We start from the raw sequence: 22,797 nt of genomic DNA on the forward strand, positions 1-22,797 counted from the left end.
TGCTCATCAGTTCGCCTTCCGCTGGTCTTCCTGCGTGCGAACGGCGTTGGCGCCCAGCACCTTCACCAGGACGAACGCGATCGCAAAGACGAGCAGGAAGGTGATCACCGACAGTGCCGCGGCACTGTTGGGACCTTGGCGCACCTGCTCGACCACCAGGATCGACAGCGTGTTGGTCGACGGGTTACCCAGCGTCATGATCGCGGGCAGGTCGTACATGCGCAGCGCGTCCATGGTGCGGAACAGCACCGCCACCAGCAGGGCCGGCTTGAGCAGCGGCAGGGTGATGTTGACGAACCGCTGCCAGGCCGACGCGCCGTCGACCTTGGCCGCCTCGTACACATCGGCCGGAATCACTTGCAGCCCAGCGAGAATCAGCAGCGCCATGAACGGCGTGGTCTTCCACACGTCGGCCGCGATCACCGCGAAGCGCGATGCCCACATATCCGAGGTCCACAGGATGTGCGTGCCGAGCACCCGGTTCACGACACCGTCGTACTGGAACATGAACTCCCACAACCGCGCTGTGACGGCGGTGGGGATCGCCCACGGGATCAGCACGGCGGCGCGCAACAGCGCCCGGCCACGGAAGGTCTTGCCCATCACCATGGCCATGCCGAGACCGAGCAGGGCCTCGAGCGACACCGTGATCACGGTGAAGAACAGGGTGATCCCGACGGCCGACCAGAACTGTGAGCCGAGAGTGCCGGTGGGGCACGAGATCGTGCCCATCGTCGACCCACACTGCTGCAACAACCAGTGCGTGTAGTTGCTGAATCCGGCGCTGCCGCCCTCGACGAACATCCCGGTGGCCGGGTCGATGCCGGAGTCCTTCGAGAAGGACATCCAGATCGCCTCGACCACCGGATATCCGATGACCACGGCCAGTGCGACGAGCACGGGCGCGACGAACAGCCACGCCTTGCCGGATTGTCGCAATTCCAGCGCTAGCCCGCGCTGCTTGGCTCCCGAAGGATCCGACACCGTTACTACTCTCCTACGGTCTGGTCGGGTCCGCTGCGCGTACCGCTACGAACCGGCGGTCTCGATGCCCTTTTGCATGCCGGCGACTGCGTCGTCGACGGACTTCGTGCCGTTGAGGGCAGCATAGGCGTTGTCCTGGATGGCCTTCGACACCGCGGGATAGAACGGGGTCACCGGACGCGGCACGGCGCTGGCGATGGATTCCTTCAGCGTGGGCAGGTACGGCATCTTCGCGATCAGGGCCGGGTCGTCGTAGAGCGAGGAGCGCACCGAGGGCAGCGAGCCCGAGGCGATGATCTGCTGCGCCTCTTCGCTGATCAGGTAGCGAACGAAGTCGGCGGCGGTGGCCTTGTTCTTGGAGAACGCGCTGATCGCGGCGTTGTAGCCGCCGAGGGTGGAGGCGCCGACGCCGGTGTTGCCCGGCAGCGGGGCGACGCCGAACTTGTCCTTCACCGCGGAGCCCTCGGCGGAGGCCTGGGCGAAGAGGTAGGGCCAGTTGCGCAGGAACAGCAGCTTGCCCGACTCGAACGCGCTGGCGCTCTCGCCTTCCTTGAAGGTGATGGCTTCCTTGGGGATGTCACCGTTCTTGTAGGCGTCGACGAGGACCTTCAGGCCCGCCTTCGACTCCGGGCTGTTCACGGTGGGGGTCTTGCCGTCGGCGCCGACGAAGCTGCCGCCGAAGGCATTGATGACCTCGGAGGTGTTCACGGTCAGGCCCTCGTAGGGGGCGAGCTGACCGGCGTAGCAGCCGATGTTGTTGTCGCGGGCCACCTGGCACTGGCCGAGCATCTCGGTCCAGGTCTTGGGCGGGTTGGGCACCAGGTCCTTGCGGTAGTACAGCAGGCCGCCGTTGGTGTTCTTCGGTGCCGCGTACAGCTTGCCGTTGTAGGTGGCGCTGGCCACGGTCGGCGCGAGCAGCGGCGCGGTGTCGATCGCGAAGCTGTCCTCGAGCGGCTGGATCCAGCCCTTGGCCGCGAACTCGGCGGTGTTCGGCACGTCGAGGGCGACCACGTCGTAGCCGTCCTGCTTGGCGCGGAAGTGCTCGGCTAGGTCGTCGTGCTGCTGGGTGCCGTCGGCCGACTGCTCCTTGAACGTCACCTGCTCGTTCGGGTGCGCGGCGTTCCAGCGGTCGATGAGCTGCCTGACCACACCGGTTTCGGTGGTGTCCTTGCCCTCGACGTAGGTGATCGGGCCGCGGCCCGTCAGGTTCTGGTCGAGTGCGTTGCCCCCGTCGTCACTGGAACAACCGCTGGCGAACGTTGCGGTGAGCAACGCGATCGAGGCAGCAGCCATCGTCGCTCTGGGGACAAACTTCAAGGCCATCGCAGACACTCCAGGGTCAAGACGTGAGCAGCAGCACACCGTGCGGTGCAACAGGCAACATACAGGATTCTCGGCGGCGCGGGCGCCGCCCGTTCTCGGCCTGGGAGGCCTCGATCTTCCCTCCCTACGGGCACTCCTTCGTCGCACCCTTCGGTCGGTCCGGATCGCGGCGGCCGAGAACGGGCACAGACTTACACAGTTTCTCTGTCAGTGTGGTGGCTTAGGGTCATTGCTTGTGACAAGTCATTCGCCGGCCGCTACGCCCGATCGGATGCTCACCCGCATCGGCGGTTTGCTGCGCAAGGCCGAGTCCACCGACAACGCGCACGAGGCCGAGGCCTTCCTTGCCGCGGCCCAGCGACTGGCGACGAAATCCTCGATCGATCTCGCGGTGGCGCGGTCGCATGTGGCATCGCGTGAGCGCAGGTCGGCGCCGGTGCAGCGGATCATCCCGATCGGCGAACCGGGCCGAAAGGGCCTGCGCACCTATGTTCAGCTGTTCGTCGCGATCGCAGGCGCCAACGATGTTCGCTGCGATGTCGCCCGAACTTCCGCCCAGGTCTACGCCTACGGCTTCGCCGCCGACATCGACACCTGCGAAGCGCTCTACGCGAGCCTGCTCGTCCAGATGGTCCGCGCATCGGACCACTACATCAAATCCGGTGCCTACCGCGAGGCGACAGTGGTCAAGGTCGTCACCGAGAAGCGCCTGGGCCGTACCGTCCGTCGCAAGGTGGAGGCGCCGGTGGCGGGAGTCACCGCGCGGCTGAACTTCCAGATGGCCTTCGCCGCCCGCATCGGTGCGCGGTTGGCCGAGGTGAAAGCCGAAGTCGTCGCCGAGGAATCGGTGGTCGAATCGACGGGGACCGCCCTGGCATTGCGGGACAAAGAAGTAGCCCTCACGGACTTCTACACGGCTACCTCCGAGGCGCGCGGAACCTGGCGTGGGCCGCAGACCTCCACCGGGCACTCCGCCGCGGCCCGTCGCGCGGGCGACCGAGCGGGCCGTACCGCCCGCCTGAGCGCCTCGCAGGAACTCCCTGCCGCACGGGGAAAGCTGTCGGGCCGATGAGATCGACCGGGCTAACGGCACTCGACCGGCCCGCAGGCAGCCCGATCGGCGGTGCGTTCCCGGTGGGAAGCGGCGGGCAGGGCTGTGTCGCCGGGTAGTTCGCCACGGCCGCAGCGCGACAGCCAGCGCGCCAAGGTCTACGACGGTGAGCAGTTGGTGCGTGGGGTATTCGATCGTGCCGATGAGTTCGGCCATCGGACGGTCGACGTCTACGGCTCGCAACTGACGTTGCCGGTGGAGCGACGCTTCGCCTCCGTGGAGTCGGTACAGAGCTACGCAGACAAGGTGCTGGCGCTGAATTGGGTTCGCGCACACTGGGAGCGAGCCACAGTATCGATCAGGGTCCGGGCCCGGGGTGGTGCCGCGGCCGCTCACTACGAGCCGGAGAGCGCCGTCCTCGCCGTCCCGCTGCACACCGGCTCCACCGCATGGGCGCTTCGCGAACTGGTGGTCCTGCACGAACTCGCCCACCACCTGTCGCCCGATTCGGCGCAGGCGCCACACGGGCCCGAATTCTGTAGCCGCTATGTCGAATTGGTGGACGGCGTGATCGGTCCGGAGGCCGCTTTGCTGATCCGCACGACCTTCGCCGGGTGCGGTGTTCGGTTCGGTTAGGGACTTCTCGCTCAGCGGTCCTCGAGCAAGGCGCTGACTCGCTCGTAGCGTCGCAACCACCAGTCGACACGGTCGGGGTCGGGGTGTCGGTATTTGTCCAGCAATGCGGGGTCGGGCTCCGGTGGCGAGGTCGGGACCGGCAACCATCCGTCGACCGGCAGTAAGGACTCTGCGACGAGATCGCCTTGGAACAGTGCGAGAGTGCCCAACCCGCAGGCGAATTCGAGCTCGGGTAGGGCGCCCGCCAACGCGAGCTGCGCCGACAAGCCGACGCTGGTCTCGAGAGCCGACGAGACGACGGTCGGCAGCCCGGCCGCCTCGGCAACCGCCAATGCTCGTCGGACCCCACCCAGCGGCGTGCATTTGAGTACCGCCACGTCAGCGGCACCGGCCACCGCCACCCGCATCGGGTCCTCGGCCCGGCGAATCGACTCGTCCGCCGCGATCGGCACCGAAATACGCCGACGTACCTCGGCCAGTTCTTCCACGGTGCGGCACGGCTGTTCTACGTATTCCAAACCCCCGGCGGCCTTATCGATCTCCCCGATATGCCGAACAGCGGTCTCCACGTCCCACACCGCATTCGCGTCGACCCGAACAGCGCCCGATTCGCCGATCGCGTCCCGTACTGCCGCCACACGCGCCACGTCCTCGGCCAACGAGTCCGGATGGTCGGCGACCTTCACTTTCGCGGTCGCGCAACCGGATTCCCGAACGATCCGCCCCGCTCGCGCCGCATCCACCGCGGGCACAGTGCAATTCACCGGAATCCGATCACGCACCGGCGCGGGCCACCCCACTGTCACCTGTTCGACAGCGGTAGCCAACCACCCGGCCGCTTCGCGATCGTCGTATTCGGGAAAAGCACAGAACTCGCCCCACCCCAATTCTCCCCGAATCAACATTCCCTCGCGCACAGTGATCCCCCGAAACCGTGTCCGCAACGGAATCGCATAAACAAACAGTTCGGTGCTCACCCGACCGATCGTAGATCTCGGCTACGCGGGTCGAGACGAACGGCGGCGCTCACGGTGAGCGCCGCCGTCCGGTGTCACAGGCGTTCGATGATGGTGGCGTTGGCCAGACCACCCGCTTCGCACATGGTCTGCAGCCCATAGCGCGCCCCACGCTGCCGCATCGCGTGGACCAGCGTGGTCATCAATCGCGCCCCGGAAGCGCCCAGCGGATGCCCGAGCGCGATCGCCCCACCGTTGACGTTGACCCGGCTCATGTCCACACCGGTCTCTTTCGCCCACGCCAGCACGACCGGCGAAAACGCCTCGTTGATCTCGAACAGGTCGATGTCGCCGATGTCCAGACCGGCCCGGCGCAGCACCTTCTCGGTGGCCGGAATGACCGCGGTGAGCATCAGCAACGGGTCGTCGCCCGCGACCGAGAAGCTGTGCAGGCGAGCCAGCGGCCGCAGGCCGAGCTGCTCGGCGCGTTCGCCGGACATGATCAGAACGGCGGAACTCCCGTCGCTGACCTGGCTGGCCGAGGCGGCGGTGATCTCCCAGCCGATCTGCGGGAACCGCGCCGCCATCGCGGGGTCGTAGTAGGCGGGCTTCAGTTTCGCGAGGGTATCGATGGTGCTGCCGACCCGGATTCCCTCGTCCGTGTTCAGCCCGTTGATCGGTGCGAGTTCCTCGGCGAAGAGTCCATCTTTTGTTGCCCGAGCGGCCTTTTCATGACTGCCGAGGGCGAATTCGTCGAGCTGGGTCCGCGTCAGACCCCACTTCGCGGCGATCAGTTCGGCGCTGATTCCCTGCGGGACGAGGTCGTCGGGATAGCGCTGCGAGAACGCGATGCCCGACAGGTCGGTGGCGCCGACCAGGTTGGCGCCCATGGGGACTCGCCCCATCGATTCCACCCCGGCGGCGACCACGATGTCGTACGCCCCCGCGATAACTCCCTGTGCGGCAAAGTGAATCGCCTGCTGACTGCTGCCGCACTGCCGGTCCACTGTCGTGGCAGGCACTGATTCCGGATATCCGGCGGCCAGCGCGGCCCGCCGGGTCATGTTCGACCCTTGTTCCCCGACCTGGGTGACGATGCCGCCGATCACATCGTCGATGAGCGCCGGATCGATCCCGCTGCGCTCGACCACCGCCCGCAGGCTGTGCGCCAGCAGATCGACCGGATGAACGTCGTGAAGTGCGCCGTTCGGCTTGCCCCGCCCGATCGGGGTGCGTACCGCTTCGACGATGACCGCGTCTCGCATGGAAGTCCTCTTTCGCCAACGCTGGCTCTATCTGACAATAGCCAGCTTAGATCCTAACTATCATCGACTCAAGTCAGATTGGCTATGATGTCTCTCATGGCAGCCGTGATGGAAGGACCCCTGGCCGATCTCAGTAAATGGGAAACGGCGGGCTGTTCCATCGCCAGGGCCATGGACCTCATCGGCACCCGCTCCGCGATGCTCATCCTGCGCGAGGCCTACTACGGCACCCGCCGCTTCGACGGCTTCGCCCGCCGCGTGGGCATCACCGACGCCGCCGCAGCGGCCCAACTCCGCAAACTCACCGCCGCCGGCCTCCTGGAAAAACGCCCGTACCAGGAAGAAGGCAAGCGCACCCGGCACGAATACGCCCTCACCCAAATGGGCCGAGACCTCCTTCCCGCGGTCGTGGCCCTCTGGCAATGGGGCGACGCCTACCTCCAGCCGGGGCCCCCACCCCTGCTTCGGGTAGACGCGGAAACCGGCGAACCGGTCCGCGTCGACCTCCGCACCTCCAGCGGCACCGAGATCCCCCTCGAACGCTTGGCGGTCCGGGTCAACGAGGACTACCTCCGCGACCGCGCCGAGCGCCGAAAGAAGAACCCGGACAGCTAGGCGCTGAACACGCCGATCGTCACGTCCTCGGTGCCCAGCGCCTGGAACAGGCTGACCCACAGCAGGACCACCGGTTCGGTGCTGCGGGCCGTGTTGAGGGCGCCGAGGTCGATCAGCTGTTCGTCGGCCCAGCCGAAGGAGTTCAGCAGCCGCGCCACCTGCTCCTTGGCATCGGCGTCGTCACCGCTGAGGAAGATGGTGTGCTGTCCGGGAATCCGGGTCGGGTCGACCATCACCTGGTTGTTGGTGGTGTTGAGCGTCTTCACCACGCGGGTGGCGGGGAAGGCCTGCTGGATTTCCTCGGCGACGCTGCCCGCGTCGGGGACAACGAGTTTCGGCGGGAAGCCCTGCGAGAAGTCGAGTGCGTTGGAGACATCGACGATGATCTTGCCCGCGAGATTGTCCGCCCCCGCGGCGGTGAGCGCGGCCACCGAGACCGTGCCCGACGTGGCATTCACGATCAGCTCGGCAGCGCCCGCCGCATCGGCGAAAGTGCCGTGTGTTCCCCCGGTTTCGGCGGCCCAGGCTGCCGCGTCGGCATTGTCGGCGGTTCGCGACCCCATCGTCACCGCGTGCCCGACCTCGACCAGCTTGCTCGCCAGCCGTCGACCGACCTGGCCGGTGCCGAGTACTGCTATGCGCATGTCACTACCTCATGTCGACAGACCTGCCCGGCGATCACCGGCGGTGAGCATCAGCATAGAGCCGGACCAGGCATCGAGCCGAGCGTCTACGCGCACAGCGCAATCGGGCGCGGGCGACTCGATCGACGAGCCGCCCGCGCATCCGAATCAGCGCAGCCGGCGGCCGTCGACGCTGAAGAAGTACACGTGTTCGGAGTCGGTGGTGAGGCGGAGGCGATCGCCCCTGCGCGGCGGGTTGCGCCAATCCACGCGCGCCACAATGGTTTCGCCGGTCTGGCCGCTGACTCCGGTGGAGAGCGCGCGCCCGTACACGTAGGCGTCGGAGCCGAGTTCCTCCACCACGTCGACCTCCATCTCGAGGCCGCCGTCGCCCACCTCGAGGTGTTCGGGGCGGATGCCGAGCACCACGAAGCCCTCACCCGCGTCGGACACCGCACGCGGCACCCGGACGGGATACCCGCCGATGGTGACGGTTCCGTTGTCGACGGGCAGCGTGAACAGGTTCATCGCGGGCGAACCCATGAACCCGGCCACGAACATGTTCGCCGGATCGCGGTAGAGGTCGCGCGGCGACGCGCACTGCTGGAGCAGACCGTCCTTGAGGACAGCGACCCGGTCGCCCATCGTCATCGCCTCGACCTGGTCGTGGGTGACGTAGACCGTGGTGGTCCCGAGCCGCCGCTGCAACTGCGCGATCTGGGTACGGGTCTGCACGCGCAGCTTGGCGTCGAGGTTCGACAGCGGCTCGTCCATCAGGAACACCCGCGGCTGCCGCACGATCGCGCGGCCCATCGCCACGCGCTGGCGCTGCCCGCCCGACAGCGCCTTCGGCTTGCGGTCGAGGTACTGCTCGAGGTCGAGGAGCTTGGCCGCCTCGAGCACCCGCTCGTCGCGCTCGGCCTTGGACACCTTGGCCAGCTTCAGCGCGAAACCCATGTTCTCCGCGACCGACATGTGCGGGTAGAGCGCGTAGTTCTGGAACACCATCGCGATATCGCGATCCTTGGGTTCGGCGTTGGTCACGTCCTTGTCGCCGATCCGGATGCACCCGCCGTTGACCTCTTCGAGGCCGGCCAGCATCCGCAGCGAGGTCGATTTGCCACACCCGGAGGGTCCGACGAGCACCAGGAATTCGCCGTCGGCGATCTCCAGGTCGAGTGCGTCGACCGCGGGCTTGGTGGCGCCGGCGTAGAGCCGGGTGGCGCGGTCGAAAGTCACGGTAGCCATGCGTAGATCAACATCCCATCCCGGCAGGAACGTGCCGGACGATCCGAGTAGTGGGTCGCTGGGGATCGTAGCGGCCCACAACGGAGCCGGGTAGCCTCGGTCGCGGTGCCAACCCGAGCCATCGAGGAGCCAGCGAGATGAGTCGTCCGGTCCGTATCGGAGTCCAGCTTCAACCGCAGCACGCGCCCGATTACGGGCTCATCCGCGACGCGGTGTTGCGGGCAGAGGACGCCGGGGTCGACATCGTCTTCAACTGGGACCACTTCTATCCGCTCACCGGCGACCCCGCGGGCGCGCATTTCGAATGCTGGACGATGCTCGGCGCGTGGGCGGAGCAGACCGAGCGGGTCGAGTTCGGCGCGCTGGTCACCGGTGGCGGCTACCGCAATCCCGACCTGCTCGCCGATATGGCGCGCACGGTCGACAACATCAGCGGCGGCAGGCTGATCCTCGGCATCGGCGCGGGCTGGTTCGAGCGTGACTACGACGAATACGGCTACGAGTTCGGCACGCCGGGCAGCAGGCTGAATTTGTTGAAGGACAGTATGTCTCGCCTCACGTCCCGGCTGGCGAAGCTGAACCCGCCGCCGGTGCGGGAGATTCCGATTCTCATCGGCGGTGGCGGGGAGCGCAAGACCCTGCGCTTGGTCGCCGAGTACGCCGACATCTGGCACTCCTTCGCCGACGTGTCGACATTGGCGCACAAGAACAAGGTGCTGGCAGAGCATGCGGCGGCGGTCGGCACCGACGAGTCGCGGATCGAACGCTCGGTGCAGTGGCAGGGCCGCGACAACGCGAAGGCGCTGCACGACGCGGGTGTGACTCTGTTCACCGTGGGCGTCTCCGGTCCCGCTTACGACCTGACCGAAGTGCTTCGCGCGATCGAATGGCGCGATGAGGTGAACCCCGAGGTGCTCGAAGGTCTCGCCTGAGTCCGGCGCGGCGACCCGATGTAGCCGCCGTATTGCCACGTTGCACGGTCGGCAGCGGTTACGCCCCGCGTGCGTAACCCTCGGTGTGCAAGGTTGCGACTAGGGTCTATCGGCATGGCAGGTGTACGAACTCGGGCGCGGATCGCTGCCCTCTTGCTCCTCGTCGGCGTCGCGGCGACCGGTTGCGGTGGCTCGGACACCAGCAGCGTGGGCGATCTCTGTTCCCCGCCGGGGCCATCGGCTGCCGCCGCCGCGCCGACCAACTTGGCCGCGGGCGAGACCGCGGGCGCCGATCGCTACACCACCGCGACAACGGCGCCGGTCGACTCGATCGACACCGCGAAACTCGGCCTGCTCAATCCGGGCACCCTGAGCGTCGGCACGTTGTCCGACGCCCCGCCGAGCATCTGCGTCAACAGCGAGGGCGCGTTCACCGGCTTCGACAACGAACTCCTCGCCGCGATCGCCGCGAAACTCGGTTTGCGCGTGGAGTTCTCCGGCACCGAGTTCGCCGGCCTGCTCGCCCAGGTGTCGGGCAAGCGCTTCGATGTCGGCTCGTCCAACATCACCACCACCGATGCCCGCCGCGAACTCGTCGGCTTCACCAACGGCTACGACTTCGGCTACTTCTCCCTTGTCGTTCCGCAGGGCAGCGCGGTGAAGGGCTTCGGCGATCTCAACCAGAGCTCGCGCATCGCGGTGGTGCAGGGCACCGTGCAGGACGAATTCGTGGTGAACCAGCTGAAGCTGGATCCGGTGAAATTCCCCGACTACAACACCGCCTACGCGAATCTGAAGTCCGGCCAGGTCGACGCCTGGGTGGCGCCGTCGGCCCAGGCCGAGGGCGCGATCAAGCCCGGCAACGGAATGGTGATCTCACAGAACACCTTCAGCCTCGACAACTTCGTCGGCTACGCGGTGGCGAAGAACAACCAGCCGCTGATCGACGCGCTCAACTCCGGCCTCGACGCGGTGATCGCCGACGGTACCTACGCCCGCCTCTACGCCGACTGGGTGCCACGCGAACTCCCGCCGGGCTGGAAGCCGGGCTCCAAAGCCGCACCCGCACCACAACTTCCGGACTTCAAGGCACTCGCCGCCGAGAATCAGCCGGGGGAGACCGAACAGGTCGCGCAGAAGTCGACCCTGCAGCAGTTGAAGGACACCTTCTTCGACTGGTCGTTGTACCGCAAGGCTTTCCCCGACCTGATCAAGGTCGGCCTGCCGAATACCCTGATTCTGGCGTTGGTTTCGGGTGTCCTCGGCACCGTGATCGGCATGTTGCTCGCGGTGATGGGCATTTCCCGCACCCGCTGGTTGCGCTGGCCCGCCCGCGTCTACACCGATATCTTCCGCGGCCTGCCCGCCGTCGTGATCATCTTGCTGATCGGGCTCGGCATCGGCCCGGTGGTCCGCAATATCACCGGCGGCAACCCGTACTGGCTCGGCGCGGTGGCGCTGGCTCTGCTCTCGTCGGCCTATATCGGCGAGATCTTCCGCTCCGGTATCCAGTCGGTGGAGCCCGGTCAGCTCGAAGCCGCGCGCGCGATCGGCTTCGGATACCGCCAGTCGATGACGCTGGTGGTGATCCCGCAGGGTGTGCGCCGGGTGCTGCCCGCGCTGATGAACCAGTTCATCGCGCTGATCAAGGACTCGTCGCTGATCTATTTCCTCGGCCTGCTCGCCTCACAGCGCGAGCTGTTCGCCGTCGGACGCGACCTCAACGCCCAGACCGGCAACCTGTCCCCGCTGGTCGCGGCGGGCCTGATGTATCTGGTGCTCACCATCCCGCTCACCCACCTGGTCAACTACATCGACCAGCGCATGCGCACCGGCAGACCCACCCCCGCCGACCCGATCGAGCAGGCGGTCATCACAGAAGGGCGAGGCGCATGAGCGAGCGTAGCGAGCGGCGGACCAGCATGAGTGCATCGTTGACCGGCACCGGGCTCAACCTGACGCTCGGCAACAACCACATCCTGCGCGGTGTCGACATCCACGTCGAGGCAGGCCACGCCACCACCGTCATCGGCCCGTCCGGCTCGGGTAAGTCGACGCTGCTGCGCGTCCTCAACCGCCTGCACGAACCCGATTCCGGCGACGTGCTCCTCGACGGCAAGTCGGTGCTGAAGGACAACCCCGACAAGCTGCGCCAGCGCATCGGCATGGTCTTCCAGCAGTTCAACCTGTTCCCCCACAAGACCGTCGCCGACAACATCGTGCTCGGCCCGCGCAAACTGCGCGGCCTGTCCGCCGACGAGGCCCGCGCGCTGGCGATCGAACAGCTCGAGATCGTCGGTCTGGCCGACAAGGCCGACGCCAGGCCTGCTTCGCTGTCGGGCGGCCAGCAGCAGCGCGTCGCCATCGCCCGCGCGCTGGCCATGAAACCGGAGCTGATGTTCTTCGACGAGGCCACGTCGGCGCTGGACCCCGAGCTGGTGAAAGGCGTGCTGGCGCTGATGGCCGACCTCGCCTCGGGCGGCATGTCGATGATCGTGGTGACCCACGAGATGGGGTTCGCCCGCGAGGTCTCCGACAGCGTGGTGTTCATGGATCAGGGTGTCGTCGTGGAGACCGGTACCCCCGACGCCCTGTTCGACGACGCCGAGACCCCGCGCCTGCGCCGCTTCCTCGATCAGGTCCTCTGACCAGGTAAGGGGCCTCGCAGCAACGCATGCGCAACTGCTAATGTCGGAAGTGCTTCAGCTCCATTCGATCAGTACCGGACCGAGTTCCGGGAAACCGGGAAGAGAGAGCCGATGACCACCACGCACGCCGAACACCCGCAGCACACCCATGTCCACGGCCCCACCTGCGGCCATGTCGCCGTTCCGCACGAGGACCACGTCGACTACGTCCACGACGGTCACCTGCACCGCGAACACGACGGCCATTTCGACGAGTGCGAGACCACAGCACACGTCGAGCACACCGCCCACGCCCACGAGCACGGCCCCGGCTGTGGTCATGTCGCCGTCCCGCACGGCGACCACGTCGACTACATCCACGACGGCCACCGCCACGCCGCCCACGCGGGCCATTACGACGATCACTGACCACTAGGCCCGACCCCGCCCCGGTGGGGTCGGCTGCCCGTATTACCTCTGGCTCGACGATCGATCGGTTCCCCGGATACTGTCTGTGCCTGCGGCCTGCGTCATGCCTGCCGATTCACGGATGGGGATTCTCGGTCGATGGGCAGAACAATCAGGCGCACAATGGCTTTCGGCGTCGTCGGCAGCGTGCTGGCCGCATGCGCCGCCACCTTCGGTGCGGGCAACGGCCTGGCCGACGGGCGCGATCCGATTGTCGAAGCCAAGAAGCTCCTCGCGACGCCGACCACCGCGAACGGCTCGAACATCATCTCGAGCAGGGTCGATGATCGAAATCTGACCATGCTGGTCTTCTCCGCCGCGATGAACAAGCCCATCACCGTGAAGGTGCAGCGTCCGAAAGACGCCTCTGTGCCGCGCCCGGCGCTCTACCTGCTCAACGGCGCCGGGGGCGGCGAGGACCGCGCGACCTGGTGGCAGAACACCGACGTCGGCGATTTCCTCGCCACCAAGGACGTCAATGTGGTGATGCCGATCGGCGGCGCCTGGGCGTACTACACCGACTGGCAGCAAGACGACCCCGCGCTCGGCCGCAACAAATGGCGCACCTTCCTCCTCGACGAACTCCCACCCCTGGTCGACGCGGCACTGGGCACCAACGGCGTCAACGCCATCGCGGCCAACTCGATGACCGCGACGGCCGTCCTGCAATTGGCGGAGGCCAAGCCGGGCTTCTACCAGTCCGTCGCCGGCTACAGCGGCTGCGCGCAGATCTCGGATCCGATCGGCAAGCAGTTCACCAAGCTGGTCGTGGAGACCTACGGCGGTGGCGACGTCGGCAATATGTACGGTGCCGACGACGACCCGGCCTGGGTTGCCAACGACCCGGTCGTCCACGCCGAGAAACTGCGTGGCACACGGCTGTTCGTCTCGGATGCCTCCGGCCTGCCGGGCCCGCACGACCGCATCGACGACCCGTACATGATGAATCCGACGCCGTTCGGCCTGGCCAACCAGGTCGTCGTCGGCGGGGTCATCGAGGCCGCGGTCAACTGGTGCACCCGCAACCTCGAGTCCCGGCTGGACGAGTTGGGGATTCCCGCCACCTTCGATCGTCAAGCGAGCGGCACGCACTCCTGGGGCTATTGGCGTGATGCCTTCTATCGGTCGTGGCCGGTGCTGGCCGCGGGTTTGGGACTGCCCGAATAGCCGGTCAGTCGGTGACGGTGGCGAAGGCGGCCCAGAGCAGGGGCGAGTTCTCGGCCGCCGGAGCGTCCCGCCATGCGGACAACTGTGACCGCTGCCAGGTCAGCAGGGTGGGGACGGGTGTGGAGGAATCGTGAGCGGTGTCCACGGCGCAGATCGCGGCTTGCAGCGGGTGGCCCGTGGTGGGGGTGAAGGTGTGGAAGGCGTGGTCGGTGGGCAGCGGCCAGCGGGTGGCGGTGACGAGTTCGGCGCCCGCCGAGAGGGCCGCGGTGGTGAGGCCGAGGGCCTCGGTGAAACGCAGGTCGCCGCCGCTTTCGCAGGCGATGAGGGCGACGCGGCTCGGCATCGGCCACCGGTCACGTCCGGAGACGGGGGCGGAGTCGAGCGTATGGGTGCCGAGGAGGAGGTCCTTCGCCGAGAGCGGGCGGTGGGTGCGGTTCGTCGCCGCGAAGCCCCGGGTGTCGGCGGTGCAGCTCAGGTGGAGCTCGGCGTGTTCGCTCCGGCCCGATTCCGGTGCGGGAGCGGTGACATGGCCGACGTAGACGAGTCGGCTCGCGCCCGCCCGCAGGACCTCGGACAACCAGTCTCGGTCGGTGTCGGCGCGCCGGAAGAGTTCGACCGCGTCGTCGACCCGGGGGACCACGCGAGCTCCGTAGCGGCCGAAGTGTTGTGCCGCCAGGGTTTCCGCCGACGGTCTGCCGAGTACCGAGCCGAGTTCGGAGTCGGCGCGAAACCCCGGCACGCGCGGATCGAGCACCGCGACCACGGGTAGCTCGCGAGTGTCGTTCCAGCGGTGCACGATTCGATCCGGCGCGTGCACCACCGAGACCGGCGCGAGCAGGCTGACATCGGCGATGTCCAGCAGCCGGATCCCCGCATCGGGGGCGAGGATCTCCCACGGCACCTGAGCCAGCCTGGGCGAGGGCTGGATCCGCAGATGCGGTCGAATCCCCCGCTGCGACAGCTCATAGAGCTGCACGGCGAGCCCATAGGGCAGCAAGGTGCGTGACAAAGCCTGCGCCAGCGCACTTTCCGCCTCGGGATCGGCCAGTGCCCCCGCGGTCATGACCCGCCGCAGGTCGTCGGGTCGCGCGGGATCGGGTACCGCGTCGGTCAGCAGTCGCAGTGTCTCGCGCACTTGGTCTCGGGGCAGCACCGCTACGCCACGTGCCAACGCGTCGTCGGCCCACCGCCACGACACGTACACATCACCCGCGTCGGCCAGCCTGATGAACGCTGTCGGCACACTGCCGAGTTCGGCTGCCGAAGGCGTTGCCGCTGCCGACTCGTTCACAGCGCGATCACCCGGGTGTCGCGTACGGGGCGTCCGTAGCGTTGCTCGGCGTGGGAGATGAAGTCCGCCAGGACTATGCGGCCGTGGTCGACCAGGCGAGGTGGTGGCGCGACGGGGATGCCCGCGGCAGCGGCCACGTCGGCCAGTGCGGCGCCGAGTTGCAGGGCCGGTGTGGTGATCTGCTCGGCGGGCTCGGGATCGAACAGCTGGAATTCGAGGGTAGGTGCGGTGACGTCGGAGTATGCGGTGGTATCGAGAGTGGTTCCAGCACATTGTGTCTCGATCAGGTCGCTCACCAGTTGACCGTTTCCGGCGAGGGCGGCGCATCGGAAGGCGACGCGCATGGCGGGTTCGGCGACGGTGCGGTGCCAGTGTTCACGCTGATTGCCGTTGGGGAGGGTGTGGCGAACGGCGTCGATGGCGAGGGCGGCGGGGACCGCCAGGGATACCGCGCGGGCCAACAGGTCCGGATCCGGTTGTGCCGCTTGCTCGATCGAGGCATGGAGGAGTTCGGCGTGCCAGTAGTCGAGCTGGGCGCAGTGCATCCCGAGTCCTTGGGCGGCGTAGGCCGTGAACGACGCGTCCAGTAGTTCTTCGGCGGCAGCGAGATCGCCTTCGGCACAAGAGACGGTGGCGAGGCGCAGCCGAACGTCCGCCGCGTCCACCACCGCGCCGGTGGAGTCGAACCGATCGAGCGCCCGCTCGTAATACGCACGCGCCGTGGCGAAGTCATTCCGGCGTTCGGCGAGAAAGCCCATCGTCTTGGACCCGATCCCGGACCAGTGGCCCAGTTCACCGGCCTCGAAGAACCCCTGACTGGCCAGCAACGGCTCCTCGGCCTCGTCGAAATGCCCGGCCCGCACCAGCATGGTGGCCAGATTCTGCTGCGACTCCGCGACCGAGGCAGCCTCGCCCGCCGCGGCGAAAGCGGCCACACCCTGGCGCGCGAAGTCGATAGCCAGTTCCCAGCGACCGGTCTCGAACGAGCAGGCCGCCAGGTTCATCAACGGGTGACCGGCCAGTTCCGGCGCGAAACGTTCTGTCACACCCAGAGATTCGACCGCCAGCTCCCCGGCGCGCGCCCACTGCTGCCGGTGCAGCGCGACCGCCGTCAGCGACAACAGGCACGCCACTCGCAGCAGCCCCTGATCGGTGCTGTCGGCGAGCAGCGCACGCGCCTCCTCGAGCACGTCCTGTGCGGCATCGAACTCGCCCAGATGCTGGAAGGCCTGCGACAGATTCACCAATGCCGCAGGTCGCTGATGTGCGGCATCGTCGGGCATCTCCGCCAGAGCCGTTCGGAACAGCACCACCGACCGCCGATGCTCCCCGAGCTCGTCGGCCATGCTCGCGGCATTGATCAGCGCGGCACTGCGCAATCGCGGCGCCGCACCGTCGGCCGCCTGCTCGAAGATCTCCAGTGCCGCGACCACATCGCCACGCTGATAGGCCGCGTACCCCGCGGTGAGCTGGGCGTCGTCGCGATCGGATGTCCTACCCGTGGCTGCCATCAGAAGTCCTCGTCTGTTTCGGCGGCCGCAGTTTCGGCGGTCAGGCGCTGGTCGCCGGTGTGTTCGGTGAGCCGGGTGCGGGCGAATCGGCGGATCCGATCCCGGGCGGCCGACTCGTCTTCCGGCGGATCGGCAGGACCGACGCCGGGCACGAAAATGGTGATCTCCGGTGAGCTTTCCGGTGTGCCGGGGATTCGAACCGAGCCGGTCCAGGCGTCACCCCGCCGATGCAGGGGTGTCGTGAATTCCGCGCCGGCCGAGCGAACCCACGCGTACGGCCGCAGATGTTCCGGGACCACGCCCCGGCAGTCGGGCGAGGCGACCACGCTGACCAGCACCGTCGATACCCCGGCCGCCCGCTGCACCTGCCACGACACCGCGTGCTGGCCCGCGTCGAGAATGCCGGGCGGGCAACGCCGCCAGTCCCAGCCACCACTGCCGCGCGCGACGATCAGCCCGTCGGGCGAATCCGTACCACCGGCCGCCAGCGCGTAATCCTCAGCACGACCGAGTGATCGACCGATCGATGCGCCACCGCCGTCGGGGGTCTCCTCCGTGCCGAGGCTCGCGTAGGCATCCAGCTCACTGGACCGCTCATCGATATCTCCGTCGAACATCATCTCGCACTGCTCGGTGAGCGCCTCGATTTCCTCGGCCAGCAGCCGCGGATCCAGGGCGGGAATCCCGTCGACAGTCGACGCCGGCCACCACCGAATTGCCCAGTGCGCATAAGCAAGTCGTCGCAGGGCAGCGGCCGACTCTCGCCGAGCGGGCGCGGCTGTGAGCGTTCGGGGATGGTTGTCCGCGACAGCTGAGGCGACCTCCTCGCCGTATACCGCCCACACCCAGTCCTGCGCCGCCTCGACATCATCGAGCACCGCCGCGGGAACCGATTCGTCGTCGAACAGGCTCCAACTCAGATGCCCCCCAGTCACCTCGAGGACCAGCACATCGAGCCCCGGCGCGGCATCGGTGACCAGTGGCGCCCGCTCCGGAGCGATCACGAGCAGGCCCGGTTCGGGATGGCGAAGGTGGACGACTGTCATCAGCTGGCCCTCGCTTCCACATCGGCCACGGTGTCGGCGGTCAACGCCTGTTTGACCCGCGTGCGGTGATCCAGGATCACCGACCGGGCCACACCGTCGAGCAGATCCCACAGCTCACCGGGATCGAACACCGGCAGCTCGCGCACATCCCGACCGTGCAACCGCACCCATAACCTGCGCGAATACGGCCGCCACGGCGCGCGCAGTTCGGCCGCCACCGCCGCGAGTGGTCCCGTCTGCCCGTCGACCACGTGCACCGCGTACCGCCGCGCCTGCAGCACATACCCTTCCCGCCGCCAGCGACCGTTGACCACGTCGTGCGCACGCGACGAGACAGCCGGGTCGATCCCGGCCGCCGGGGTTCCGATCGGTGAGAGACCCAGCGCCAGTTCGGAACCCGCCGCCGCGGCGACCCGCAGCGATTCGTCGAGCAGTCCCCATGGCGAACAACTGCGCGAGATCTCCCGGGTGACCAGCTCCGGAATCTCGGGGAGGTCGGTCCGATCGATGCTGCCCTGCAACACCGTGAAGACCCGCTCGTAGACGGTCCGGTCGAAGGGCAGACCGAGACTCGCGGTCGACGCCGACGCGCCGAGCTCGGGTCGCTGTGGGCTGGAACAGGTGGTGAGCCCCAGATCGTCGGCGCCCGCGTCGGGATGCGCGAGCCACAGGGCGATCCCGCGTCGGGTGCCCGCACCGCTGTCGACGATGTCGTCGAACAGCGGCCCCGCATCGGCCGGGTCCCCCGAGCGGGCGAGCGTGCAGGCTTCGAGCAGCTCGGTCAGTTCGGCCGCCAGATCCCGGGCGCCGTACGGGGCGAGCGGGCGGCGGGCCCACGCGATGTCCAGCAGTTCGGCCAGCTCGGCCGCTCGAGCCGGGTCGGTCACATGGCGTTTCAGCGCGGCGGTGGTGCGCCCGCCGGTGCTGTCATGGACTTCCCGCAGCATCGCCTCGGCCCTCGCGTGCGCGCGGTCGCCCTCGGGCGCACCGGCGACGGTCGCCAGCTCGAAGCAGCGCTGGAAGTACAGATCCTGGGCGTTCCCCTCGGTGATCCGCAGCCGGCGCCGCACCTGCTTCAGCACAACGAACCACGCCGCACACGCCCGTAACGCATCGGACTGGGCGTGTACCAGTGCTGTGAGCAGCGCGATCCCGTCCTCGTCGAGCATGCTCGACGCGAGCCCGGGATGCTGCATCGGCCGCAGCACCAGCGGATCGAGGATCAACTTCACCGTCCGCCGCAGCGGCCCACCGTCGGCCCCGCTCAGCGCGTCGACACCGTCGAGCCCCCGCCACACCTCATCGAGCACCATGGCGCGCGGTCTCCGCATCCGACCAGGTTATAGGTATTTTCGGCGGCCGGTGCGGCGGTTGCCACGCACGAAAGTTGGGATCGGTAGGCGGGGAAAGATTTCTACCTTTCTCTCAACGGGTTACCAGCCCGGTCACACCGAGAGAAACGGAAACCACCATGAACACCAAGCTGATCGCCGCCCTCGCCGCTTCCGCCGCCGCCACCGCGCTGTTCGTCACCGGTTGCAGCGACGATGCCGGCACCACCTCCCCGAGCACCGCCGGATCGGCCGCTCCGGCACCGGCCGCGGGCAAGTCCACCGCCACTGTCGACGGCAAGGAATTCACCGCGAAGTTCGACACCACCTGCGCCAAGCAGGCAGGCACCCTCGCGCTGGCGCTCACCGATACGGCCAACGCCACCTACGGCAGCCTCTCGGTCAGCGCGTCGATCGAAGGCGAGAAGGTCCAGGCGGTCGCCATCGGCGGTAGCCAGGGCGGCGCCAACGGCCTGCCCTACGCCGTCGGCTACGGCAACGGCCAGCCCGGCGGGTCCGCGACCCTGGCCAAGGACGGCAACACCTACCGCATCACCGGCGAGGGCATCAGCGCCGACATGACCAACCCGCTGGCGGGCCCGTCGACGGTGAAGTTCGACATCACCTTCGCCTGCTCGACCATCGTCGGCGCCTGATCCTTCGCGACCCGGTCGCATCCATCCAAGGAGAAATCATGAAATCCAAGCTGCGTGCGGCCGCGGTCGCCTTCGGAATCCTCGCCATCGGCTACTACCTCTTCTACGGCCTCACCTACACCCCCGACGAATACACCGGCGCGATGCTCGGCTGGGTCGGTCCCCAGATGGCCCTGCCGATCATCGCGCTCACCATCGTCCCGATCGTCTTCGCCTTCACCGGCGACGGCATCCTCGAAGCCTTCACCGGCCGCAACAGCAGCGAGTTCCGCGACGCTGCCGTCGGTATCGGCACCATCACCTCGTTCCGGCAGACCGGCGTCTCGGTGAACGACCAGCCACAGGTCAAGATCGCTTTCCGGGTCGAGGGGTCCGACGGAAAGGTCTTCGACTCGCACGCCAAGATGATCGTGCCGCTCACCGAACTGGCCCTGCTGCAGCCGGGCGTCGTCCTGCCGGTCCGGTATCTGCCGGGCCGCACCGACAAGGTCGAGGTCGACCGCTCCGGCGACAACGGCGCCGCCCAGCGCGCGATGAACGAATCACTCATCCGCAAGGGCATCACCACCCGGGGCAAGCTCGACATCGCCGAACGCGGGCTGGCCGCCCAGGCCGTGGTCCGCAGCCTGGACGTCCCCGGCCGCATCCGCGGCGGCTACACCGAGATCGCGCTCGGCCTGGTGGTCACCCGCCCGGACGGCACCACATTCGAGACCCGCGCCGAGAAGTACCTGCCGCCCACCGCGGTCGGACACGTGCAGGTCGGACGGATCGTGCAGGTGCACTATCTCCCGGGTAACGAGCAGGAAGTGGTGATCTCCCTTCCGGTCAACGCCTGATGACAACTCCCTGCGCACTCGGCGCGCGCTGTGGCTGATCCATCCGTGATCGGTCACAGCGCGCGCCGAGTTTTGGTCGTCCGTTCATCTACGCGTTCCCGATGGCTCGCTTGGGCTGCTTACGGTGCCCGGAGTCCGTTCTACTCAGGAGTCACCGTGAGTCCGAAACCGCTCGCCCTGTTCGTCAAGCATGACGGTCAGTCGGCACGCGCCGCCCTGACCTGTGAATACAAGTGCGGCAACGCCTGCTTTCACGAGCCCCCGAACACCTCGGAGGGTGCCTACTTCGGTGACATCGTCAGCGGCCTCAACCGCCGTGGCCTGATCAAGGGCGGCGCGGCCGCGGTGCTGGCTGTCGGCGCCGCGAGTGCGCTGGCCGCCTGTGGTGACGACTCCGAGGCCGCGAAGACCCCGGCCCCGACTCCGGCTGGAACACCCGGCACCGGAACGACGTTCACCGCGGTGGCGCCGAACAAGGAAGACGCGCTGACCATTCCGGAGGGCTACGACCAGCAGGTCGTCATCCGCTGGGGTGACCCGATCTTCGCCGACGCCCCCGCGTTCGACTTCGACAAGCAGACCGCCGCGGCGCAGCTGAAGCAGTTCGGCTACAACAACGACTTCGCCGCGCTGATGCCGATCGAGGGCCAGGCCAACAGCTACCTGCTCGTGGTCAACCACGAGTACACCACCGGCCCGATGATGTTCCGCGGGTACAACAAAGACGCCCCGACCGACGAGCAGATCGCGATCACCAAGGCCGCCCACGGCATGGCCGTGGTCGAGGTCAAGGGCGAAGCGGGCTCCGGCAAGCTCACCCCGGTATTCGGCAAGTACAACCGCCGCATCACCGCCGACAGCGAGTTCCTCCTCACCGGCCCCGCCGCGGGCAGCGCGTTCACCGTCACCGGTGCCGACCCGTCCGGCAAGAAGGTGCTCGGCACCTTCGCCAACTGCGCCGGCGGCGTGACCCCTTGGGGCACGGTGCTTTCCGGTGAAGAGAACTTCAACGGCTACTTCGCCAACGGCGACAAGGCCTCCGACCCGCAGGGCCGCGTCAAGCGCTACGGCTTCCCCAAGGGCGGCACACCGAACCAGTGGGAGCGCACCGACAAGCGCTTCGACCTGAGCCAGGAACCCAACGAGGCCAACCGTTTCGGTTACGTCGTCGAGGTCAACCCGTGGGATGCCTCCTCCACGCCGATCAAGCACTCCGCGATGGGTCGCCTCAAGCACGAGGGCGCGTCGATCTACGTCACCGACTCCGGTGATGTCGTCTCCTACACCGGCGACGACGAGAAGTTCGACTACATGTACAAGTTCGTGTCCTCGCGCAAGATCCAGTCGGGCACCGGCGCTTCCGCGATGCGGCACAACCTGACCATCCTCGACGCGGGCACCCTCTACGTCGCCAAGCTCACCGGCGACCACGCCGACAAGATCGACGGCAGCGGCGCGGTTCCCTCCGACAAGGGCTTCACCGGCAAGGGCCAGTGGATTCCACTGCTCGAGACCGGTGACGACGGCAAGGGCAAGTCCCTGGTCGACGGCATGTCCGCCGCCGAGGTGGCGGTGTTCACCCGCCTGGCCGCCGACAAGGTCGGCGCCACCAAGATGGACCGCCCCGAGGACTTCGAGGCCAACCCGTTCACCGGCAAGGTCTACGTGGCGCTGACCAACAACGACAACCGCGCCAAGGACGACAAGCCGGGTGTCGACGAGGCCAACCCGCGCAAGCTGAACAAGAACGGCCAGGTCCTCGAGCTCACCGACAACCACACCGGCACCGACTTCACCTGGTCGCTGCTCCTGGTCTGCGGTGACCCCGCCGCCGCCGACACCTACTTCGCCGGCTTCGACAAGACCAAGGTCAGCCCGATCTCCTGCCCGGACAACCTGGCCTTCGACCCGTACGGCAACCTGTGGATCTCCACCGACGGCAACGCCCTCAAGACCAACGACGGCCTGTTCTCGGTGATCCTCGACGGCCCCAACCGCGGTGAGACCAAGCAGTTCCTCACCGTGCCCAAGGGCGCCGAGACCTGTGGCCCGATCGTCACCGAATCCCACGTCATCGTGTCGGTCCAGCACCCCGGCGAGGCCGACGACGCCACCCCCGACAACCCGCAGTCCCACTGGCCCGACGGCGGCACCTCCCAGCCGCGTCCCGCCGTGGCGGTCGTCTGGAAGAAGAACGGCGGACGAATCGGCGTCTAGCCGACCCCCGA

Annotated in this window: 21 protein-coding genes; 11 read left to right on the forward strand and 10 right to left on the reverse strand. The window is 67.7% G+C overall.

What is annotated here, in order from left to right:
- Positions 1 to 6: 6 nt before the first annotated feature.
- Both ACFVJ5_RS21465 and ACFVJ5_RS21470 read right to left on the reverse strand, forming a co-directional pair.
- A complete protein-coding gene (locus ACFVJ5_RS21465) occupies positions 7 to 984 on the reverse strand; it encodes a carbohydrate ABC transporter permease (protein ID WP_379222451.1) in 978 nt (325 codons plus the stop codon).
- A 45-nt stretch (positions 985 to 1,029) separates the two neighbouring features.
- The gene (locus ACFVJ5_RS21470) at positions 1,030 to 2,307 is read right to left on the reverse strand and encodes an ABC transporter substrate-binding protein (protein WP_379222453.1); all 1,278 of its coding nucleotides are present in this window, start codon (positions 2,305 to 2,307) and stop codon (positions 1,030 to 1,032) included.
- Positions 2,308 to 2,578: 271 nt separating this feature from the next.
- On the opposite strand from ACFVJ5_RS21470, the gene ACFVJ5_RS21475 reads away from it, so the two are divergent.
- Together ACFVJ5_RS21475 and ACFVJ5_RS21480 are read left to right on the forward strand one after the other, a co-directional pair.
- Positions 2,579 to 3,379, forward strand: a complete 801-nt coding sequence (locus tag ACFVJ5_RS21475) for a DUF2786 domain-containing protein (RefSeq protein WP_379222692.1) — start codon at positions 2,579 to 2,581, stop codon at positions 3,377 to 3,379.
- Positions 3,380 to 3,463: 84 nt separating this feature from the next.
- Entirely contained in the window at positions 3,464 to 3,994 is a 531-nt protein-coding gene (locus tag ACFVJ5_RS21480; RefSeq protein ID WP_379222694.1) for a TIGR04338 family metallohydrolase, read from the forward strand.
- A gap of 11 nt (positions 3,995 to 4,005) precedes the next feature.
- Here the strand turns inward: ACFVJ5_RS21480 and ACFVJ5_RS21485 are convergent, their stop codons facing one another.
- Both ACFVJ5_RS21485 and ACFVJ5_RS21490 read right to left on the reverse strand, forming a co-directional pair.
- The gene (locus ACFVJ5_RS21485) at positions 4,006 to 4,971 is read right to left on the reverse strand and encodes an o-succinylbenzoate synthase (RefSeq protein WP_379222455.1); all 966 of its coding nucleotides are present in this window, start codon (positions 4,969 to 4,971) and stop codon (positions 4,006 to 4,008) included.
- A 74-nt stretch (positions 4,972 to 5,045) separates the two neighbouring features.
- A complete protein-coding gene (locus ACFVJ5_RS21490) occupies positions 5,046 to 6,215 on the reverse strand; it encodes a thiolase family protein (RefSeq protein WP_379222456.1) in 1,170 nt (389 codons plus the stop codon).
- Between the two features lie 84 nt (positions 6,216 to 6,299).
- Between ACFVJ5_RS21490 and ACFVJ5_RS21495 the strand changes: the two genes are divergently transcribed.
- Positions 6,300 to 6,830 carry a winged helix-turn-helix transcriptional regulator gene (locus tag ACFVJ5_RS21495; protein WP_379222458.1) on the forward strand — a complete coding sequence of 177 codons (531 nt, stop codon included), beginning with the start codon at positions 6,300 to 6,302 and terminating at the stop codon, positions 6,828 to 6,830.
- Here the strand turns inward: ACFVJ5_RS21495 and ACFVJ5_RS21500 are convergent.
- Complete coding sequence (locus ACFVJ5_RS21500; protein WP_379222460.1) at positions 6,827 to 7,474, reverse strand: NADPH-dependent F420 reductase; 648 nt, start codon at positions 7,472 to 7,474, stop codon at positions 6,827 to 6,829. The genes ACFVJ5_RS21495 and ACFVJ5_RS21500 overlap by 4 nt on opposite strands.
- A 147-nt stretch (positions 7,475 to 7,621) precedes the next feature.
- The gene (locus tag ACFVJ5_RS21505; protein ID WP_379222462.1) at positions 7,622 to 8,701 is read right to left on the reverse strand and encodes an ABC transporter ATP-binding protein; all 1,080 of its coding nucleotides are present in this window, start codon (positions 8,699 to 8,701) and stop codon (positions 7,622 to 7,624) included.
- A gap of 137 nt (positions 8,702 to 8,838) precedes the next feature.
- On the opposite strand from ACFVJ5_RS21505, the gene ACFVJ5_RS21510 reads away from it, so the two are divergent.
- The 5 genes from ACFVJ5_RS21510 to ACFVJ5_RS21530 all read left to right on the forward strand — a co-directional run bounded on the left by ACFVJ5_RS21510 (position 8,839) and on the right by ACFVJ5_RS21530 (position 13,895).
- On the forward strand, positions 8,839 to 9,633 hold the full coding sequence (locus tag ACFVJ5_RS21510; RefSeq protein WP_378709368.1) for an LLM class F420-dependent oxidoreductase: 795 nt from the start codon (positions 8,839 to 8,841) through the stop codon (positions 9,631 to 9,633).
- Between the two features lie 114 nt (positions 9,634 to 9,747).
- Entirely contained in the window at positions 9,748 to 11,529 is a 1,782-nt protein-coding gene (locus ACFVJ5_RS21515; RefSeq protein WP_379222464.1) for an ABC transporter substrate-binding protein/permease, read from the forward strand.
- 26 nt (positions 11,530 to 11,555) lie between these two features.
- Positions 11,556 to 12,281: an amino acid ABC transporter ATP-binding protein gene (locus tag ACFVJ5_RS21520; RefSeq protein WP_056823853.1), complete on the forward strand. Its 726-nt coding sequence runs from the start codon at positions 11,556 to 11,558 to the stop codon at positions 12,279 to 12,281.
- Positions 12,282 to 12,392: 111 nt separating this feature from the next.
- Positions 12,393 to 12,689 carry a hypothetical protein gene (locus ACFVJ5_RS21525; protein ID WP_379222466.1) on the forward strand — a complete coding sequence of 99 codons (297 nt, stop codon included), beginning with the start codon at positions 12,393 to 12,395 and terminating at the stop codon, positions 12,687 to 12,689.
- A 138-nt stretch (positions 12,690 to 12,827) separates the two neighbouring features.
- Positions 12,828 to 13,895, forward strand: coding sequence for an alpha/beta hydrolase (locus tag ACFVJ5_RS21530; protein ID WP_379222468.1), 1,068 nt, complete (start codon positions 12,828 to 12,830; stop codon positions 13,893 to 13,895).
- A 4-nt stretch (positions 13,896 to 13,899) separates the two neighbouring features.
- Here ACFVJ5_RS21530 and ACFVJ5_RS21535 read toward each other — a convergent pair whose 3' ends face one another.
- The 4 genes from ACFVJ5_RS21535 to ACFVJ5_RS21550 are packed head-to-tail and all read right to left on the reverse strand — an operon-like array spanning position 13,900 to position 19,056.
- Positions 13,900 to 15,186 (reverse strand): CHAT domain-containing protein, encoded by a 1,287-nt coding sequence (locus ACFVJ5_RS21535; protein WP_379222470.1) that lies wholly within the window; start codon positions 15,184 to 15,186, stop codon positions 13,900 to 13,902.
- On the reverse strand, positions 15,183 to 16,697 hold the full coding sequence (locus ACFVJ5_RS21540) for a tetratricopeptide repeat protein (protein ID WP_379222472.1): 1,515 nt from the start codon (positions 16,695 to 16,697) through the stop codon (positions 15,183 to 15,185). The genes ACFVJ5_RS21535 and ACFVJ5_RS21540 overlap by 4 nt, the downstream gene beginning before the upstream one ends.
- Positions 16,697 to 17,743, reverse strand: coding sequence for a hypothetical protein (locus ACFVJ5_RS21545; protein ID WP_379222473.1), 1,047 nt, complete (start codon positions 17,741 to 17,743; stop codon positions 16,697 to 16,699). The genes ACFVJ5_RS21540 and ACFVJ5_RS21545 overlap by 1 nt, the downstream gene beginning before the upstream one ends.
- The gene (locus tag ACFVJ5_RS21550; RefSeq protein ID WP_379222696.1) at positions 17,743 to 19,056 is read right to left on the reverse strand and encodes a hypothetical protein; all 1,314 of its coding nucleotides are present in this window, start codon (positions 19,054 to 19,056) and stop codon (positions 17,743 to 17,745) included. The genes ACFVJ5_RS21545 and ACFVJ5_RS21550 overlap by 1 nt, the downstream gene beginning before the upstream one ends.
- 158 nt (positions 19,057 to 19,214) lie before the next feature.
- Between ACFVJ5_RS21550 and ACFVJ5_RS21555 the strand changes: the two genes are divergently transcribed.
- The 3 genes from ACFVJ5_RS21555 (at position 19,215) to ACFVJ5_RS21565 (ending at position 22,786) form a co-directional block, all read left to right on the forward strand.
- On the forward strand, positions 19,215 to 19,730 hold the full coding sequence (locus ACFVJ5_RS21555) for a lipoprotein LpqH (RefSeq protein ID WP_379222475.1): 516 nt from the start codon (positions 19,215 to 19,217) through the stop codon (positions 19,728 to 19,730).
- 38 nt (positions 19,731 to 19,768) lie between these two features.
- On the forward strand, positions 19,769 to 20,569 hold the full coding sequence (locus tag ACFVJ5_RS21560) for a hypothetical protein (RefSeq protein ID WP_378634940.1): 801 nt from the start codon (positions 19,769 to 19,771) through the stop codon (positions 20,567 to 20,569).
- Between the two features lie 156 nt (positions 20,570 to 20,725).
- Positions 20,726 to 22,786: a PhoX family protein gene (locus ACFVJ5_RS21565; RefSeq protein WP_379222477.1), complete on the forward strand. Its 2,061-nt coding sequence runs from the start codon at positions 20,726 to 20,728 to the stop codon at positions 22,784 to 22,786.
- Positions 22,787 to 22,797: the final 11 nt, after the last annotated feature.

The organism is Nocardia sp. NPDC127606 (genome assembly GCF_042671725.1).
GTDB lineage: Bacteria > Actinomycetota > Actinomycetes > Mycobacteriales > Mycobacteriaceae > Nocardia.